The 15,110-nt window shown below is 62.8% G+C and carries 19 protein-coding genes; 7 read left to right on the top strand and 12 right to left on the bottom strand.

Going from position 1 to position 15,110, the window contains the following annotated elements:
- Positions 1-95 precede the first annotated feature (95 nt).
- Positions 96-1,136, bottom strand: a complete 1,041-nt coding sequence (locus tag IEW63_RS01170) for a c-type cytochrome (RefSeq protein WP_229710252.1) — start codon at positions 1,134-1,136, stop codon at positions 96-98.
- A gap of 12 nt (positions 1,137-1,148) precedes the next feature.
- On the bottom strand, positions 1,149-1,751 hold the full coding sequence (locus IEW63_RS01165) for a c-type cytochrome (RefSeq protein WP_229710251.1): 603 nt from the start codon (positions 1,749-1,751) through the stop codon (positions 1,149-1,151).
- A 241-nt stretch (positions 1,752-1,992) separates the two neighbouring features.
- Here IEW63_RS01165 and IEW63_RS01160 point away from each other — a divergent pair, with 241 nt between their 5' ends.
- Both IEW63_RS01160 and IEW63_RS01155 read left to right on the top strand, forming a co-directional pair.
- Positions 1,993-2,661, top strand: a complete 669-nt coding sequence (locus IEW63_RS01160; RefSeq protein ID WP_188634770.1) for a response regulator — start codon at positions 1,993-1,995, stop codon at positions 2,659-2,661.
- On the top strand, positions 2,658-4,001 hold the full coding sequence (locus IEW63_RS01155; RefSeq protein ID WP_188634769.1) for an ATP-binding protein: 1,344 nt from the start codon (positions 2,658-2,660) through the stop codon (positions 3,999-4,001). Before IEW63_RS01160 ends, IEW63_RS01155 begins: the two co-directional genes overlap by 4 nt.
- 49 nt (positions 4,002-4,050) lie before the next feature.
- On the opposite strand, the gene rplS is transcribed toward IEW63_RS01155, so the two are convergent.
- The 5 genes from rplS to ffh form a co-directional block, all read right to left on the bottom strand.
- Entirely contained in the window at positions 4,051-4,398 is a 348-nt protein-coding gene (gene rplS / locus IEW63_RS01150; protein ID WP_090536095.1) for a 50S ribosomal protein L19, read from the bottom strand.
- 32 nt (positions 4,399-4,430) lie between these two features.
- The gene (trmD, locus tag IEW63_RS01145) at positions 4,431-5,180 is read right to left on the bottom strand and encodes a tRNA (guanosine(37)-N1)-methyltransferase TrmD (protein ID WP_188634768.1); all 750 of its coding nucleotides are present in this window, start codon (positions 5,178-5,180) and stop codon (positions 4,431-4,433) included.
- A 3-nt stretch (positions 5,181-5,183) separates the two neighbouring features.
- Positions 5,184-5,726, bottom strand: coding sequence for a ribosome maturation factor RimM (gene rimM, locus IEW63_RS01140; protein ID WP_188634767.1), 543 nt, complete (start codon positions 5,724-5,726; stop codon positions 5,184-5,186).
- Position 5,727: 1 nt separating this feature from the next.
- Positions 5,728-5,976, bottom strand: a complete 249-nt coding sequence (gene rpsP / locus IEW63_RS01135; RefSeq protein WP_188634766.1) for a 30S ribosomal protein S16 — start codon at positions 5,974-5,976, stop codon at positions 5,728-5,730.
- A gap of 173 nt (positions 5,977-6,149) precedes the next feature.
- On the bottom strand, positions 6,150-7,541 hold the full coding sequence (gene ffh, locus IEW63_RS01130) for a signal recognition particle protein (RefSeq protein ID WP_188634765.1): 1,392 nt from the start codon (positions 7,539-7,541) through the stop codon (positions 6,150-6,152).
- Between the two features lie 157 nt (positions 7,542-7,698).
- On the opposite strand from ffh, the gene IEW63_RS01125 reads away from it, so the two are divergent.
- The gene (locus tag IEW63_RS01125) at positions 7,699-8,505 is read left to right on the top strand and encodes a cytochrome C assembly family protein (protein WP_188634764.1); all 807 of its coding nucleotides are present in this window, start codon (positions 7,699-7,701) and stop codon (positions 8,503-8,505) included.
- Positions 8,506-8,530: 25 nt separating this feature from the next.
- Positions 8,531-9,814 carry an HlyC/CorC family transporter gene (locus tag IEW63_RS01120; RefSeq protein ID WP_188634763.1) on the top strand — a complete coding sequence of 428 codons (1,284 nt, stop codon included), beginning with the start codon at positions 8,531-8,533 and terminating at the stop codon, positions 9,812-9,814.
- 4 nt (positions 9,815-9,818) lie between these two features.
- Here IEW63_RS01120 and purT read toward each other — a convergent pair whose 3' ends face one another.
- From purT to IEW63_RS01100, 4 genes are read right to left on the bottom strand one after another with little or no spacing between them, the layout of a single operon-like run.
- Positions 9,819-11,000, bottom strand: a complete 1,182-nt coding sequence (purT, locus tag IEW63_RS01115) for a formate-dependent phosphoribosylglycinamide formyltransferase (protein WP_188634762.1) — start codon at positions 10,998-11,000, stop codon at positions 9,819-9,821.
- 2 nt (positions 11,001-11,002) lie between these two features.
- A complete protein-coding gene (locus IEW63_RS01110; RefSeq protein ID WP_188634761.1) occupies positions 11,003-11,212 on the bottom strand; it encodes a DUF1289 domain-containing protein in 210 nt (69 codons plus the stop codon).
- On the bottom strand, positions 11,212-11,736 hold the full coding sequence (locus IEW63_RS01105) for a gamma carbonic anhydrase family protein (RefSeq protein ID WP_188634760.1): 525 nt from the start codon (positions 11,734-11,736) through the stop codon (positions 11,212-11,214). Before IEW63_RS01105 ends, IEW63_RS01110 begins: the two co-directional genes overlap by 1 nt.
- 20 nt (positions 11,737-11,756) lie before the next feature.
- Positions 11,757-12,356 (bottom strand): CoA pyrophosphatase, encoded by a 600-nt coding sequence (locus IEW63_RS01100; protein ID WP_188635515.1) that lies wholly within the window; start codon positions 12,354-12,356, stop codon positions 11,757-11,759.
- A 173-nt stretch (positions 12,357-12,529) separates the two neighbouring features.
- On the opposite strand from IEW63_RS01100, the gene IEW63_RS01095 reads away from it, so the two are divergent.
- The 3 genes from IEW63_RS01095 (at position 12,530) to IEW63_RS01085 (ending at position 14,674) form a co-directional block, all read left to right on the top strand.
- Positions 12,530-13,081, top strand: coding sequence for an NUDIX hydrolase (locus IEW63_RS01095; protein WP_188634759.1), 552 nt, complete (start codon positions 12,530-12,532; stop codon positions 13,079-13,081).
- Positions 13,081-13,566: a L,D-transpeptidase family protein gene (locus tag IEW63_RS01090; protein WP_188634758.1), complete on the top strand. Its 486-nt coding sequence runs from the start codon at positions 13,081-13,083 to the stop codon at positions 13,564-13,566. Before IEW63_RS01095 ends, IEW63_RS01090 begins: the two co-directional genes overlap by 1 nt.
- 103 nt (positions 13,567-13,669) lie before the next feature.
- On the top strand, positions 13,670-14,674 hold the full coding sequence (locus IEW63_RS01085; protein ID WP_188634757.1) for a cytochrome-c peroxidase: 1,005 nt from the start codon (positions 13,670-13,672) through the stop codon (positions 14,672-14,674).
- 60 nt (positions 14,675-14,734) lie between these two features.
- Here the strand turns inward: IEW63_RS01085 and IEW63_RS01080 are convergent, their stop codons facing one another.
- A complete protein-coding gene (locus IEW63_RS01080; RefSeq protein WP_188634756.1) occupies positions 14,735-15,046 on the bottom strand; it encodes a YqfO family protein in 312 nt (103 codons plus the stop codon).
- Between the last annotated feature and the right edge of the window lie 64 nt (positions 15,047-15,110).

The raw sequence follows: 15,110 nt of genomic DNA, 5'->3' as shown, positions 1-15,110 counted from the left end.
TATTGCACCTGCTCGATTAAGCGAAACTGAAGGCGTGACGGCGGCCAGACGGGAAACGAAGCGGGACGGTAGCCGTCCCGCTTCGCGGAGGGAGGTCAATCGTAGGTGCGATCGCGCAGCACGTCGGGCTTGAGGAAATCCTTGCGGCCCACGTTATCGTGGTCGCCCAGCACCCGGCCATTCACTTCCTGGCCGTACATGGTGTGCTTGTGGAAGGTGTCGCGGTACAGCTCCAGGGTTTCCTTCACGTCGCCCGTGTAGCGCGGGTCCTGCGGCCGCTCCTGTGAATCGATGAATTGCGCGAGATCCCAGGCCTGCTGGTCGGTCAGGCTATTGGGCTGGCCCAGCGGCATGTTGTGCTTGATGAAGGAGGCCAGAGTAAATACCCGACTGATGCCCGCTCCCCAGTTGTAGGAGTTGTCGCCCCATACCGGCGGAAACACCACCTCGCCACGGACGCTCAGACCCGCCCCCTCATCACCATGGCAGATCGAGCACTGAGCTGCATAGGTCTCCTTGCCGCGCTCGTAGTCGGGCTTTTCGGCAGGCTCGTCGAGCCGAGGGAAGCCACGCCCATACAGCTTGCCGGTTGGATACATGGGCACGCCACTGGCCAGCCACTGGTGGTAGGTTGCCAGCGCGATCATGTCATCACTGCCGTAGGCCGGCGGCTTGCCGTTCATGGAGTAGGTGAAGCAGCCGGCGATGCGCTCTTCCAGATTGTTGACGTGATCGTTCTTCGGTCGGTAGTCCGGCAGGGTAACCGCCGCCGGCCAGATCGGCCCGGAGAACGGCAACCGCCCCGCCCCCAGGTGGCAACTGCTGCAATTCATGTCATTGAAGACATACTCGTCGCGAAACTGTTGGGTGTTGGTAAAGATGTCGTACCCACGGCGGATCACCCGCTTGAGTTCCGGATGCAGCGACGACGCCTCCAGATCCTCCATGGTCGGCGGAATATGAACAAAACTGTCGGCGGTGGGCGCCGGTGCACCGGGTGCCATGCTGGCCAGGACCGCCAGGCTTTCCTCGGACAGTTCGGTCTGGGCCTGGGCCAGAGGCGCAGCCAACAGGGATCCCAGGGCGACCAGCAGGCCGGTCCGCAGCCGGGGCATCCAGGAATTGAAAATAGTCATACTGCTCGCCCCTTACTGTTCGGCGGTGGCCGGCTGGGAGGAAAGCCAGGCGGCAACGGCGTTGATGTCGTCACTGCTCATGCGCTCGGCGATGGTGGCCATCAGGCGCTGCGGGTCGTTCTTGCGGGACCCCTGCTGCCAGGCGAGCAGCTGATCGCGGATGTAGCCGAAGTGCTGGCCGGCGATCGCGGGGAATACGGTGCCGGCACCCAGGTTATCCGGACCATGGCAGCTCGAGCAGGGCACAATATATTTGCTCCAGTCACCTTCGGTGGCCAGTTGCTCGCCGCGCTTGAGCAATTCCTCCGAATGGCCCTGCGCCGCAGCCGACTGGCCAGCGGTCGCCGGGAGGCTGGCGAACCAGGCAGACACATCGGCGATCTGCTGATCATCAAGCATCTGGGCAAAGGCCTGCATGCTGGGGTTCTGCCGCGTGCCGGCCTTGTAGGCCTGCAACTGCCGCGCGATGTAACCGGCATCCAGCCCGGCCAATCGGGGCCAGGATTCGCCGTTGGGATTGTTCTGGCCGCTGCCGTCCACCTGGTGGCAGCTGGCGCAGACCGCCGCTGCGGCCTTGCCCTGTTCTGGATCACCGGCCGATGGTGCGGCCGCCACACCCAGCGGCAGGGTCAGCAGGCAGATGGCACCAGCAGCCCCCCCGGATATGTTTTCTTAGCACTTTGAACTCCTGAAGTCGCCGCGTTGCGCGGCTCTGGCATCGCTGTCTATCTGACGCGAGGCGTGCTTTTAGCATAGCCCGATTAAGCAAATGTTAAAGGAAGCACACCCGCGATCCATGGCTGACGTACATCAACGCTCTGGCCTAAGATGGTCTTTTTCAACGCAGAGATCGAATATGCGCGTTCTGTTGGTAGAGGACGACATCCTCATCGGTCAGGGTATTGTCGCCGGACTACGCAAACACGGAATTTCCGTGCGCCATGTGGATACCGCTGCTGCCGCGGAGACGGCGCAACTCGAGGACACCTTTCAGGCATTGATCCTCGACCTCGGCCTCCCCGACCTCGAAGGTCTGGAATTGATGACCAGAATGCGACGTTTCGAGCCCGAGCTTCCGGTACTGGTGCTGTCGGCACGGGACGCCATCGAACACCGGCTCGCCGGTCTGCAGAGCGGTGCCGATGACTATCTGGTCAAACCGTTCGACCTGCGCGAGCTCGCCGCTCGGTTGCACGCGCTGGTCAGGCGCACCCAGGGCCGGGCTGTCCAGACCATCGAGGCCGGACCGTTGCGCCTGGAGCCGGACAGCGGTCTCGCCTGGCTGGGTGGCGAGCCGGTCACCCTGTCACGCCGGGAGGTCGATCTGCTGGTTCACCTGGCGGCCGCCGATGGGCGCTGGGTATCCTCCGACGCGCTCAATGAGCGCCTGTATGGCCTCGGTGAGGAAGTCAGCAGCAATGCGCTCAGCGTGCATATTCACAATATCCGGAGAAAGCTCGGCGCGGAGGCCATCGAAACCGCCCGTGGGCTTGGCTACCGGCTGGGCTGGAGCTGCTCCCAATGAGCCTGCGCCTGCGTGCGGTGCTGATCACCGGCATCGCCCTGATGGTGCTCTGGGCACTGGCTGCAGCCTGGATGACGCAGGGCATGCGCGCCAACCTGGACCGCACCCTGGATGGCCGGCTGGCCATGTCGGCCCGCATGGTCGCGGGCCTGCTCGAAGGGGCAGCACTGGACCCGAATGCCTCGCCGGCAAACTTCACCGATGCAGTGCGCGTCAGTGGCAAGGAAGGCATCGCCTGCGAAATCCGGGCGCTGCGCGGAGAGGTACTGGCCAGCACCGGCAGCGTTCCCACGTCGGATTTCGCCACCCTCCCCGCCGGTTACAGTACCCGGGAAGTGGAAGGCAGGCAGTGGCGGGTCTATATCCTCCACGACAACGGCTACCAGATCACCACAGCGGACCGCATCGATGAGCGGAACGTACTGATCAACAACCTGCTGGGCGCGGCGGGTGTGCCTTTCCTGATCGCCTTTCTGGGCGGCCTGGCGGCCCTCTGGATGGGTATCGGGCGCGGTCTGGCCCCGCTGGAAGCGCTGCGCGAACAGCTGCGCGCCAGGGACACGGATGACATCACGCCGATTGTGGTCGGCCGTTCACCCACCGAACTGCGCCCGGTCCTTGATGCGATGAATGCGCTGCTGGCCCGTCTGGCCCAGGCGCTCGCAAGCCAGCGCGCCTTCACCGACGCGGCCGCCCATGAACTGCGCACACCGCTGACCGTCATCGACACCCATCTGCAGGTGGCACGCCTGAGTGACGGCGAAGACGCGCAAGCCTCGCTCGCCAGCGCCGAGGAAGGAGTACGTCGACTGCGCCGCATTCTCGACCAGATGATGACCCTGGCGCGCACCGAGGCCGTTCCCACCAAAGGCGATGAATGCATTTCGGTGCTGGCTGCCGTGGAGGAAGTGCTGGATCGCACCGAGGCCAGCCAGCGAAGCCGGTTGATCTTCACCGTGACGGGTAACGATGCCGGCACCCCGCTGCCCAGATCGCTGCTGGAAACGGCATTGCGGAACCTGGTGGATAACGCGCTGCGCTATTCACCGGAGGGTACCCCCATCGAGATAACGGCCGCTTTCGACCATCCGGCCCGGCGCTGCGTCATTGCGGTGGCCGATCAGGGCCCGGGAATGGACCCCGAGCAGCTGCGGCAGATCGGCCGCCGATTCTGGCGGGGCGACCGGGGGCGTCAATATCAGGATGGCGCCGGCCTGGGCATCTCCATTGTCCGCGCCATCACTACGCGATTCGGCGGCGCGCTCGAACTCAAGCCACGGCCAACGGGTGGGCTGATCGCTGAAATCACTCTGGCGCTTGCCAGGACAAATCCCGGATAACAAAAAACCGCCCGAAGGCGGTTTTCTGTGGTACCAGGTACAGGCTCGATCAGTTGAGCTTTTCCTTGATACGAGCGGCCTTACCGGACAGGGCGCGCAGGTAGTACAGCTTGGCCTTGCGCACGTCACCACGGCGCTTGACAGTGATGCTGTCAACCATCGGGGAGTAGGTCTGGAAGGTACGCTCGACGCCGACACCGCTGGAGATCTTGCGCACGGTGAAGGCGGAGTTCAGACCACGGTTACGCTTACCGATAACCACGCCTTCGAAGGCCTGCAGACGCTGACGATCGCCTTCTTTCACTTTTACCTGGACGATGACAGTGTCACCCGGCGCGAACGCAGGGATTTCACGGTTCATTTGCTCGGCTTCGAGCTGGGCAATGATGTTGGACATTTCTAAAACTCCTACAAGCCGCCGGACTTGCTTCAATGGTTATCGGTTTCCTGCTCGCGGATGTATTCCGCCAGCAGTTGCTGCTGTTCTTTGCTCAACGTCAGCTCCTTCAGCAGTTCCGGGCGTCGCTGCCAGGTTCTGCCCAGGGACTGCTTGAGTCGCCAGCGCCGGATCAGTTCATGATTACCACTGAGCAGCACCTCCGGTACGCGCTGCCCTGCAAACTCTTCCGGCCGGGTGTAGTGCGGACAATCCAGCCACCCTTCCGAAAATGAATCCTCCACTGCTGAATCCGCATGCCCGAGCACGCCGGGGATCAGCCGGGTTACCGCATCCAGGAGCACCATGGCTCCCAGCTCGCCACCGGACAACACATAGTCTCCGATGGAAATCTCCTCGTCGACACACATCTCGATGATGCGCTCGTCGATACCCTCGTAGCGGCCGCACAGCAGCACCAGGCTGTCCAGTTGCGCCAGCTCCTCTGCCCGTTGCTGGGTCAGCGGCTGCCCCTGCGGTGAGAGATAGATCACCCGCGGGGTGGAGGGAGCCTTCTCGCGGATGGCTTCAATGGCCTCCAGCAAGGGCTCGACCTTCATCAGCATGCCCGGGCCGCCCCCGAAGGGCCGATCATCGACCGTACGGTGCCGGTCGTGGGCATGGTCACGGGGATTGCTGTACTCGACAGTCAACTGGCCCCGCTTGACGGCCCTCCCGGTCACACCGTGCCCGGTCAACGCCGTGAACATCTCGGGAAACAGGGTAACCACACCGGCCCACACCGGTCAGAACTCCGCATCCCAGTCGACCTGCATGACACCTTCGCTCAGGTCGATGTGCTTTACGTACAGGTCAGGCAGATACGGCAACAGCCGCTCGCGCTGATCGATACTGCCCGCACAGGGCCTTACCACCATGACATCGTTGGAGCCGGTTTCCAGCAGGTGGTCGATACGACCGAGCAGTTGCCCCTCAAGGGTCACTACCTGCAGACCCACCAACTGATGCCAGTAATACTCGCCTTCCGACAGGTCGGGCAGTTCGGATTGCGGAACGCAGATCTCCCAATCCACCAGCTCCAGAGCCTCATTCCGGTCTCTCAGCCCCTTGAGCTGAACCACCAGAACACGTCCCTGAACACGCCCTGCGATAACGGACACCTGCTGCTGTTGCTGCCCTTTCCGGAGCGTCCAGACGGGGTAGTTCAGCACGTTGTCCAGCGGCTGGGTGTGCGAATACACCTTTACCGCTCCGCGTATACCGTGAACCGATACGATCTTGCCGAGTACCAGCAACGGCGCACCCGCCGATTCAGGCCGGGCGCTCATATCAGGCAGAGGCCTGAGCTTCCTTCAGCAGCGATGCAACGCGCTCGGACGGCTTGGCACCCTGGCTCAGCCAGTAGTTCACACGCTCGTCGTTGACGGACAGGCGGATCTCGCCACCGGCTGCAACCGGGTTGAAGAATCCAACGCGCTCAACGAAGCGGCCGTTGCGGGCGTTGCGGCTGTCGGCCACGGTCAGATGGTAGAAGGGGCGCTTCTTGGAGCCGCCACGAGCAAGACGAATGGTTACCATGTGAAGATCATTTCCTGTATTTGAGTAACACCCATGGATTCATCACGGGCATGTAGCCCGAAAGGTCGCGTATTCTACGGAATATCGCAAACAAATGAAACCCTTTGTGCAGTGCCCCGGACGACCCGCCCGCAGCACTGTCAGAACTGATGCCGGCCCAGCGCAGCAAGCGCTCAGAAACGCGGCATTCCACCACCGGGGGGCAACATTCCGCCGCCACCCATACCGCCCATGCCCCGCATCAGCTTGGCCATGCCGCCCTTGCCGCTGACCTTCTTCATCATCTTCTGCATCTGCTTGTGCTGCTTGATCACCCGGCCGATGTCCTGGATCTGGGTGCCGGAGCCGGCAGCGATGCGGCGCTTGCGCGAACCGCTGATGATGTCCGGGTTGCGACGCTCGGCTGGCGTCATCGAGTTGATGATGGCTTCCATCTGCTTGAACTGCTTCTCGGCCTGGACCTGGGCCGTCTCCATCTGCGCCGGATTGATCTTGCCCATCATCGGCAGCTTGTCCATCAGCGAGCCCAGCCCGCCCATGCCGCGCATCTGCTGCAGCTGATCACGGAAGTCCTCGAGATCGAAGCCCTTGCCCTTCTTCAGCTTGTTGGCGAGCTTCTCGGCCTTGGCCTTGTCCAGTTTCTGCTCGGCCTGCTCGATCAGGCTGAGCACGTCACCCATGCCGAGGATGCGCGAGGCGACCCGGTCGGGATGGAAGGGTTCGAGGGCGTCGGTCTTCTCGCCGACGCCGAGGAACTTGATCGGCTTGCCGGTGATATGGCGCACCGACAATGCGGCACCACCGCGGGCGTCACCGTCGACCTTGGTAAGGATCACGCCGGTCAGTGGCAGCGCCTCGTTGAACGCCTGGGCGGTATTGGCGGCGTCCTGACCGGTCATGGCATCGACCACGAACAGCGTCTCGGCGGGCCTGGCCGCTGCGTGCACTGCCTTGATCTCTTCCATCATGTCGGCATCGATGTGCAGGCGACCGGCGGTGTCGACGATCAGCACATCCATGAAGCGGCCCTTGGCCTCCTTCATCGCTGCTTCGACAATCTCCACCGGCTTCTGGCTGATATCGGAGGGGAAGAAATTGGCACCCACCTCACCAGCCAGGGTTTCCAGCTGCTTGATCGCTGCCGGACGGTAGACGTCGGCACTGACCACCATGACCTTCTTCTTCTGCCGCTCGCGCAGCGTCTTGGCCAGCTTGGCAACACTGGTGGTCTTACCGGCGCCCTGCAGACCGGCCATGAGAATCACCGCCGGCGGCGTGACCGCGAGGTTCAGCCCTTCGGCCTCGCCCATGACCGCTTCCAGCTCGGCCTTGATGATCTTGACGAACACCTGACCCGGGGACAGGCTGCGGGACACTTCCTGACCCACGGCACGGTCGCGCACCTGATCGACGAAGGTCTTGACCACCGGCAGCGCAACATCGGCCTCGAGCAGGGCCATGCGCACTTCACGCAGGGTATCCTTGATATTCTCTTCGGTCAGCTTGGCACGGCCGGTCACCCCGGCAAGAGTACCGGACAGGCGTTCGGTAAGATTTTCAAACATCAGTGCGTTCTCCTTGGCCCATGCACCCCGGCTGCGGGTTGAGGCAATCTGGCCGGGCAGTATACATTGGGGTTTGTGTACGTGCAGCAAGCGCTTTATCCTCACTGCAGCTTGTGCGACACTTCAGGCTCCAATTGATAACCATTCTCAAGGACGTATGATAACCCTGATCGCCTCCCTGCTTGCCGCCATCCTCTATCTGGGCGGTACGCTCTATCAGCTGGACCGCCTGCGCAAACGGCAGGGTGCCAGTCCCGCGTTGCTGCGCAGCGTCGGCGCCGCAGCACTTGTTGCCCATGCGGTGGGTCTGTCCACCGAAATCTTCACCGGACAGGGGTTGTCATTCGGGTTCTTCCACGTTTCCTCCCTGATTGCCTGGCTGGTGATCGCCGTTACCCTGGTCTTCAGTCTCCGCGCACCGGTCACCAGCCTGCTGATCGTGCTGTTTCCCCTCGCCCTCGTCACCGAATTGCTGGCCTGGCTTTTCCCCGACCACCGGGCCGCTACCGTGCCTGGTCATTCCGCCCTGCTGGTCCACGTGCTGCTGTCGATACTGGCCTACGGCATCCTGACCATCGCCGCCTTCCAGGCTGCCCTGCTGGCGTTCCAGAACCACCAGCTGCGTCACCGCAACCCGGTGCGCTTCAATCATGCCTTCCCGCCCCTGCAGACCATGGAAGCGCTGCTGTTCCAGTTCCTGCTGTGCGGCGAGGTACTGCTGACCTTGGCGCTGCTGTCCGGCTTCGTGTTCCTGGACAACATGTTCGCCCAGGGCGTGGCACACAAGACCCTGCTCTCCTGCCTGGCCTGGGTGGTGTTTGCGGTGTTGCTGTGGGGCAGGCATGTCCGCGGCTGGCGCGGCAGCAACGCCATCCGCCTGACGCTGGGCGGCTTCGTTCTGCTGATGCTGGCGTTCTTCGGCAGCAAGCTGGTCCGCGAGATCCTGCTGCCGATGACCGGCTGAACTTAACCCCGCACCGAGGTAGCCCTTGAGCGATACAAGCACCGGTCTGTTATTGCTGATACTTGCCCTGCTGATCGCCGGCTCGGCGTTCTTCTCCAGCTCCGAGACGGCCATGATGAGCCTCAACCGCTACCGTCTCAGGCACCTGAGCAAGAAGGGCATCCGCCCCGCTCAGCGAGCCGAGCGAATGCTCGCCCGGCCAGACCGGCTGCTCGGCACCATCCTGGTAGGCAATAACGTCGTCAATATTCTGGCCGCCTCGATCGCTACCGTGGTGGCGACCCAGCTCTGGGGCGATGCGGGAATCGCCATTGCCACTGTACTGCTCACCATCGTGGTCTTGATCTTTGGCGAGATCACGCCGAAAACCTTCGCCGCCATCCGGCCGGAGACGGTAGCCTTCCGCGTGACCGTTGTCCTGACTCTGCTGCAGCGAGTGCTCTATCCCGTGGTATGGCTGAGCAACACACTCAGCAACGGCCTGCTACGGCTGTTCGGCGTGACCCTGCAGAGCGCACAGGCTGCCCAGCTGACTACCGACGAGCTGCGTACGGTGGTCAACGAGGCCAGTCTGGGCATCACGCCCCGACGTCAGAATATGCTGCTGAGCATTCTGGATATGGAGCGCATGACGGTCAACGACATCATGGTGCCGCGCAACGAGACCTACGGTATCGATCTGGACGACGACATGCCGACCATCCTCGAGCAGCTGCGCACCAGCCACCACACCCGACTGCCGGTGTTCCGCGGCGATATCAACAACGTTACCGGCCTGATCCACATGCGGGCCATTGCCCGGCTGCTGAGCCGCAACGAGCTGACCAGAGAAAATCTGATCGAGGCCTGCCGGGAGCCGTACTTCATTCCGGAGAATACGCCGCTGCATACCCAGTTGGTTAACTTCCAGAAGGAAAAGCGGCGGATCGGCTTCGTGGTGGATGAGTACGGCGATGTGATCGGCTTGATCACGCTGGAGGACATCCTCGAAGAGATCGTCGGCGAGTTCACCACCGACCTGCTGCCGGCCAATCACGATATCCATCCGCAGCCGGACGGCACCCACGTGATCGATGGCAGCGTCGCGCTGCGGGATATCAATCGCCAGTTGGGCTGGCAACTGCCGGAGGATGGCCCCAAGACCCTCAACGGCCTGATCACCGAGCGGCTGGAGCACATTCCCGACACCAGCGTCGGTCTGACCATCGGCAACTACCGGATGGAAATCCTTCAGACCAAGGACAACATGATCAAGAGCGTCCGGCTGTGGCCGCGGGACGCCGCGCTTGCCAACGCGGCGCAGGACTGACGCCCTACAGCTCCACCTTTACCGCATGAGCGGCGCGGGTGGCACGGGCTCTAGCCAGATCAGTGTCCTCCGCCCGCGCCAGCGCCACGCCCATGCGTCGCAGGCCGTCCACCCCCGGCTTGCCGAACAGCCGCAGCTGGGTATCAGGCTCGCTCAGGGCCTGCTGCAGATTGCCGAAGCTCACTGCATCGGACTTCCCTTCAGCCAGAACCACCGCCGAGGCGGCGGGACCGAACTGGCGGATCTGCGGAATCGGCAAGCCGAGGACCGCCCGAGCATGCAGGGCGAACTCGGACAATTCCTGGGAGATCAGCGTCACCAGGCCGGTATCGTGCGGCCGCGGTGACACTTCGTTGAACCACACCTGATCACCTTTGACGAACAGCTCCACCCCGAATACACCACGTCCGCCCAGGGCATCGGTGATGCGGCGGGCAACGTCCTCGGCTGCGGCCAGGGCCCGCTCGCTCATCGCCTGCGGCTGCCAGGACTCACGGTAGTCGCCGGACTCCTGGCGATGACCGATGGGCGCACAGAAGCTGGTGCCGCCGCTGTGGCGCACGGTCAGCAGGGTGATTTCGTAGTCGAAATCAACAAAGCCTTCGACAATCACCCGACCCAGGCCCGCCCGGCCACCTGACTGGGCATATTCCCAGGCGGATTCGATATCCTCGTCGCTGCGCAGCAGGCTCTGGCCTTTGCCGGAGGAGCTCATTACCGGCTTGACCACGCAGGGCAGACCGATTTCACGCACCGCCGCCAGGTACTCCTCATGCCCTTCAGCAAAGCGATACGGCGAAGTCGGCAGCTGCAGCTCTTCACTGGCCAACCGGCGGATGCCTTCGCGGTCCATTGTCAGGCGCGCGGCGCGGGCGGTGGGAATGACCGTGAACCCCTCGCTTTCCAGCTCGACCAGCTCAGACGTGGCAATGGCTTCGATCTCAGGAACAATAAAAGCCGGCCGTTCCTGCTCGATCACCGTACGCAGCGCGGTGGGGTCAAGCATGTTGATGACGTGGCTGCGGTGGGCCACTTGCATCGCCGGTGCGTTGGCGTAGCGGTCCACGGCAATGACCTCGCAGCCCAGGCGCTGCAGTTCAATGGCGACCTCCTTGCCGAGTTCGCCGGAGCCAAGCAGCACCACGCGGGTCGCGTTTCCGGTCAGGGGCGTTCCGATACGGGGCATGATTATCCTTCCACTGTTGCGGTATTCATCCAGACGCCCTGCCGGCGGGCCCGGATCTCACACTGACGCAGGATCTCCCGGCGTCGCTCGTTGCTGGCGCGCCCCCACTCGGTAATCTCCGCGCCGCTGCGCTGACAGCCGATGCAGATATCAGCGTCGTCCAGGCTGCAGACGTGTACGCAGGGGGATTTCACCGGTGGCTGATCGCTCATCAGTCTTCCTGCGGCTGCAGATCACGCTGGTAGCGCTGGGCGTTATGTACATAGTGCGCCGCGCCGGCGGTGACCGCCTGCTGCTGTTGCGGCGTGAGTTCACGCACCACCTTGCCCGGCGAGCCCATTACCAGCGAACCGTCGGGAATCTCCTTGCCCTCGGGGATCAATGCATTGGCACCGATGATGCAATTACGGCCGATCCTGGCGCCGTTGAGCACTACCGCGTTGATCCCGATCAGACTGTTGTCGCCGACGGTGCAGCCGTGGAGCATGGCCTTGTGACCGACCGTGACGTTCTTGCCCAGGGTCAGCGGGGCGCCGGGGTCGGTGTGCATGATGGCGCCGTCCTGGACGTTGCTGTTCTCGCCGATCAGGATCAGCTCATTGTCGCCCCGCAGCACCGCGTTGAACCAGACGCTAGCATTCTTTTCCAGCCGCACCTTGCCGATCACCACTGCGCTGTCGGCAATCCAGCTGCCCTCGGCGGTTTCCACACGATCATCGCCCAATCTGTACTTCATTCTTGCTCCTGTTGTGCTGTTCAGCGGTTGTTGACGCTTTCCGAAGGGATATCCAGCGGAATGTGGGCGTCGAAGGCGACGTTCATCAGATCGACCAGGATCAGCGCGGTAAGCCCCCAGATCCGGTAACCCTCGTAGTTGTAGCTGGGTACGTACCAGCTGCGCCCTTCGTAGTCGATGCGATGGGTCATCTCCCGGTGATCCTCGAGGAAGTAGCTCACCGGCACCCGGAATACTTCCTGGATTTCGTCCTCATTGGGTCGCAGATCGAAGACATCCGGAACGATGCCGACGTAGGGGGTAACCTTGATGCCGAAGCGGGAGACCAGGGTTCCGAGCGGGCCGACCACTTCGACCAGGTCGGGCAGCAGGCCGATTTCCTCGTGAGCTTCACGCAGCGCCGTGTAGGCCAGATCCATATCCCCCGGGTCGCGACGCCCGCCGGGCAGCGCCACCTCTCCGGAATGGGTAGAGAGGTTGTTGGAACGCAGGGTGAGGATGATCTCCGGCCTGTCATTCACGCAGGTCACCGGCACCAGAACCCCCGCTTCGGCCAGTCCCGACGTATCCACCACGCGCGGCCGATACTCCGGGATCCGCGAGCGTACCTTGTCCAGCATGCAACCTACCTCGTCGTTTTTCACAATCATGGCATGATCACCATGCACCGGCCAGCCGGCCGGACCTGATGAATATACCATCATGCCCGCCGTCACGGCCCCGCTGCCCCTTTACCGCGAAGCCGTTGCACCGCAAGATACAGGCGAGCCAGCGCAACCAAGAGACAGGCGAGATGAAGTTCTGCAGTCACTGTGGCCAGGGTGTCACCGAGCACATCCCCCCCGGGGATACCCGCCCGCGATACATCTGCGACCACTGCCAGCATATCCATTATCAGAACCCGCGCATCGTGGCCGGCTGCCTGGTGACCGATCAGCGCTTCGTCCTGTTGTGTCGCCGCGCCATTGAGCCGCGCCACGGTTACTGGACGCTGCCTGCCGGGTTCATGGAGAACGGTGAGACCACCGAGCAGGCAGCACTGCGTGAAACCTGGGAAGAAGCCCGCGCCAGGGTCGCCGACCAGCAGCTGTACATGCTGTTCAACCTGCCCCACATCAATCAGGTGTACATGTTCTTCCGCGGTCAGCTGGTGGACGAGAGCTTTGCTCCCGGCGAAGAAAGCCTGGAGGTCGGCCTGTTCAGCGAAGCGGAAATCCCCTGGGATCAGCTGGCGTTTCCGACCATAGGCAAAACCCTGAAACAATATTTTCTCGATTACCGGCAGCAGCAGTTCCCTGTGCGCATGGCAGACATAACCCGCCCGTTGCGCGGCGGCCCGGCCTGATGGTCCGCTGCGTTCTCTTTCTGCTGGGCCTGTGTCTTGCCGGCACCCTCGCCGCGGCCCCCGCGGTCGAGCGGCTGCTGGTGCACAAGCAGGAGCGGCGGCTCGATGTCATCAGCGCCGGCGAGGTCATCCGCAGCTACCGCGTAGCGCTGGGCCGCGAGCCGGTGGGGCACAAGCAGCAACGCGGCGACAACCGCACCCCTGAAGGCATCTACCATATCGACTGGCGACACCGCAGCCCGAGGTACAACCTGAGCCTGCATCTTGACTATCCTAACCTCAAGGACCGCGCCGAGGCCTGGGAACGGGGGGTGGATCCGGGCGGGATGATCATGATCCACGGCACACCGGTCGATGAGGAATACCCCGAATGGTTCTTCCGCGGCCTGGACTGGACCAACGGCTGCATCGCCCTGGACAACGCCGACATGCAGGAGCTGTGGGATCTGGTACCGGATGGTACCCGGGTCGAAATCATACCTTGACCCAGATCAACACGGTTTCGCCACCACTTTGCGATAGTGATAGCCAATTAAAAGCATGGCGCAAGTTCATGCCTGATGAGATTACGCATTAAGGAGTCGCAACATGAAGAAACTGCTCTGTATCGCTGTTGCCGCGGGCATCGGTCTGAGCGCTCACGCGTTCGCCGATCGCCTGCAGACCGAGCTGATCAAGCCCATCGAGCCGGCGGTGATCACCGACCCAGAAAAGGTCGAGCTTGGCAAGAAGCTGTGGTTCGAGCCGCGGCTGTCGATGTCCGGTTTCATCTCCTGCAACTCCTGTCACAACCTCTCCACCGGTGGCAGCGACAACCTGCCGACCTCCATCGGTCACAACTGGGCGGAAGGCCCGATCAACTCTCCCACGGTGCTGAACTCCAGCCTGAACGTGGCGCAGTTCTGGGATGGCCGTGCAGCCAACCTGCAGGAGCAGGCCGGTGGCCCGATCGCCAACCCGCTGGAGATGGCATCCAGCCACGTGCTGGCGGTGGACGTGATCAACTCCATTCCGCAGTACCGGGAAGAGTTTGCCAAGGTCTACGGCACCTCCGAGGTGACCATCGAGAACATCACCGACGCCATCGCGGTGTTCGAGGAGACCCTGGTCACACCGAACTCACGCTTTGACCTGTGGCTCAAGGGTGACGATGATGCCATCACCGAACAGGAGCTGGCCGGCTACAACACCTTCAAGTCGATCGGCTGCGTGGCCTGCCACAACGGACCCAACGCCGGCGGCACGTCATTCCAGCGCATGGGCGTGGTCGAGCCCTACCAGACCACCAACCCGGCCGAGGGGCGTGTTGCGGTGACCGGCAAGGATGCGGACCGTTTCAACTTCAAGGTGCCGACCCTGCGTAACGTGGAGCTGACCTACCCCTACTTTCACGATGGTGCCTACTGGAAGCTGGAGGACGCGGTCGACGTCATGGCTCGCCTGCAGCTGGGGCGCGAGCTGAACGAAGAGGAGATCGACAACGTGGTCGCCTTCCTGAAGACCCTGACCGGGGAGCAGCCGGAAATCACGCTGCCGATTCTGCCGCCCTCCACCAACGATACACCGCGTCCGCAGCCGTTTGGCGCCAACTGAGCCACTGCACCAGGGCCGGGAGCGATCCCGGCCTTCGGCGCCTCCGGTATCACGCCCGTTTCAGAATTCCGCCAGCCGCAGCACGTCGTAGGCCGGTTCCTCATAGGGGTGGGCCGCTTTCAGCGCAGCCACGACATCCGCTATCAGCTCATCCTCACACACCAGTTCCACCCGGTATTCCGCCACGGTTTCCAATTCACCCGCCTTGCCGATAAAGGGGTCCGCGCCCGGTCCCGGCCGGAACTGCCCCTGCCCCAGCACCTGCCAGCAGCAATGCTCGTAGTCACCGATGCGCCCGCCACCGGCGGCGAACACCGCCTGCTTGACCGGCTCGAGATGGGATTCGGGAACAAAGAAACAGAGTTTGTACATGCAAAGGCTCCGGGTTGAACATCAGGGGATGAGTGTTGCAGCCCGGAGCGCTTTGCTCAATGGA

The sequence above is a fragment of the Halopseudomonas pertucinogena genome, assembly GCF_014646575.1.
GTDB classification, from domain to species: Bacteria; Pseudomonadota; Gammaproteobacteria; order Pseudomonadales; family Pseudomonadaceae; genus Halopseudomonas; species Halopseudomonas pertucinogena.
Note: the sequence above shows the minus strand (reverse complement) of the source record. Positions and strands in the feature narration are given on the sequence as shown.

Excerpts from the sequence above, each read along its gene's own strand:
- IEW63_RS01100 (WP_188635515.1), bottom strand. The coding sequence starts at position 12,356 with ATGCTGGACAAGGTACGCTCGCGGATCCCGGAGTATCGGCCGCGCGTG.
- IEW63_RS01125 (WP_188634764.1), top strand. The coding sequence starts at position 7,699 with ATGATAACCCTGATCGCCTCCCTGCTTGCCGCCATCCTCTATCTGGGC.
- ffh (WP_188634765.1), bottom strand. The coding sequence starts at position 7,541 with ATGTTTGAAAATCTTACCGAACGCCTGTCCGGTACTCTTGCCGGGGTG.
- IEW63_RS01160 (WP_188634770.1), top strand. The coding sequence starts at position 1,993 with ATGCGCGTTCTGTTGGTAGAGGACGACATCCTCATCGGTCAGGGTATT.
- IEW63_RS01105 (WP_188634760.1), bottom strand. The coding sequence starts at position 11,736 with ATGAAGTACAGATTGGGCGATGATCGTGTGGAAACCGCCGAGGGCAGC.
- purT (WP_188634762.1), bottom strand. The coding sequence starts at position 11,000 with ATGCCCCGTATCGGAACGCCCCTGACCGGAAACGCGACCCGCGTGGTG.
- IEW63_RS01170 (WP_229710252.1), bottom strand. The coding sequence starts at position 1,136 with ATGACTATTTTCAATTCCTGGATGCCCCGGCTGCGGACCGGCCTGCTG.
- IEW63_RS01085 (WP_188634757.1), top strand. The coding sequence starts at position 13,670 with ATGAAGAAACTGCTCTGTATCGCTGTTGCCGCGGGCATCGGTCTGAGC.
- rplS (WP_090536095.1), bottom strand. The coding sequence starts at position 4,398 with ATGTCCAACATCATTGCCCAGCTCGAAGCCGAGCAAATGAACCGTGAA.
- IEW63_RS01090 (WP_188634758.1), top strand. The coding sequence starts at position 13,081 with ATGGTCCGCTGCGTTCTCTTTCTGCTGGGCCTGTGTCTTGCCGGCACC.
- IEW63_RS01095 (WP_188634759.1), top strand. The coding sequence starts at position 12,530 with ATGAAGTTCTGCAGTCACTGTGGCCAGGGTGTCACCGAGCACATCCCC.
- rimM (WP_188634767.1), bottom strand. The coding sequence starts at position 5,726 with ATGAGCGCCCGGCCTGAATCGGCGGGTGCGCCGTTGCTGGTACTCGGC.
- rpsP (WP_188634766.1), bottom strand. The coding sequence starts at position 5,976 with ATGGTAACCATTCGTCTTGCTCGTGGCGGCTCCAAGAAGCGCCCCTTC.
- IEW63_RS01110 (WP_188634761.1), bottom strand. The coding sequence starts at position 11,212 with ATGAGCGATCAGCCACCGGTGAAATCCCCCTGCGTACACGTCTGCAGC.
- IEW63_RS01080 (WP_188634756.1), bottom strand. The coding sequence starts at position 15,046 with ATGTACAAACTCTGTTTCTTTGTTCCCGAATCCCATCTCGAGCCGGTC.
- IEW63_RS01155 (WP_188634769.1), top strand. The coding sequence starts at position 2,658 with ATGAGCCTGCGCCTGCGTGCGGTGCTGATCACCGGCATCGCCCTGATG.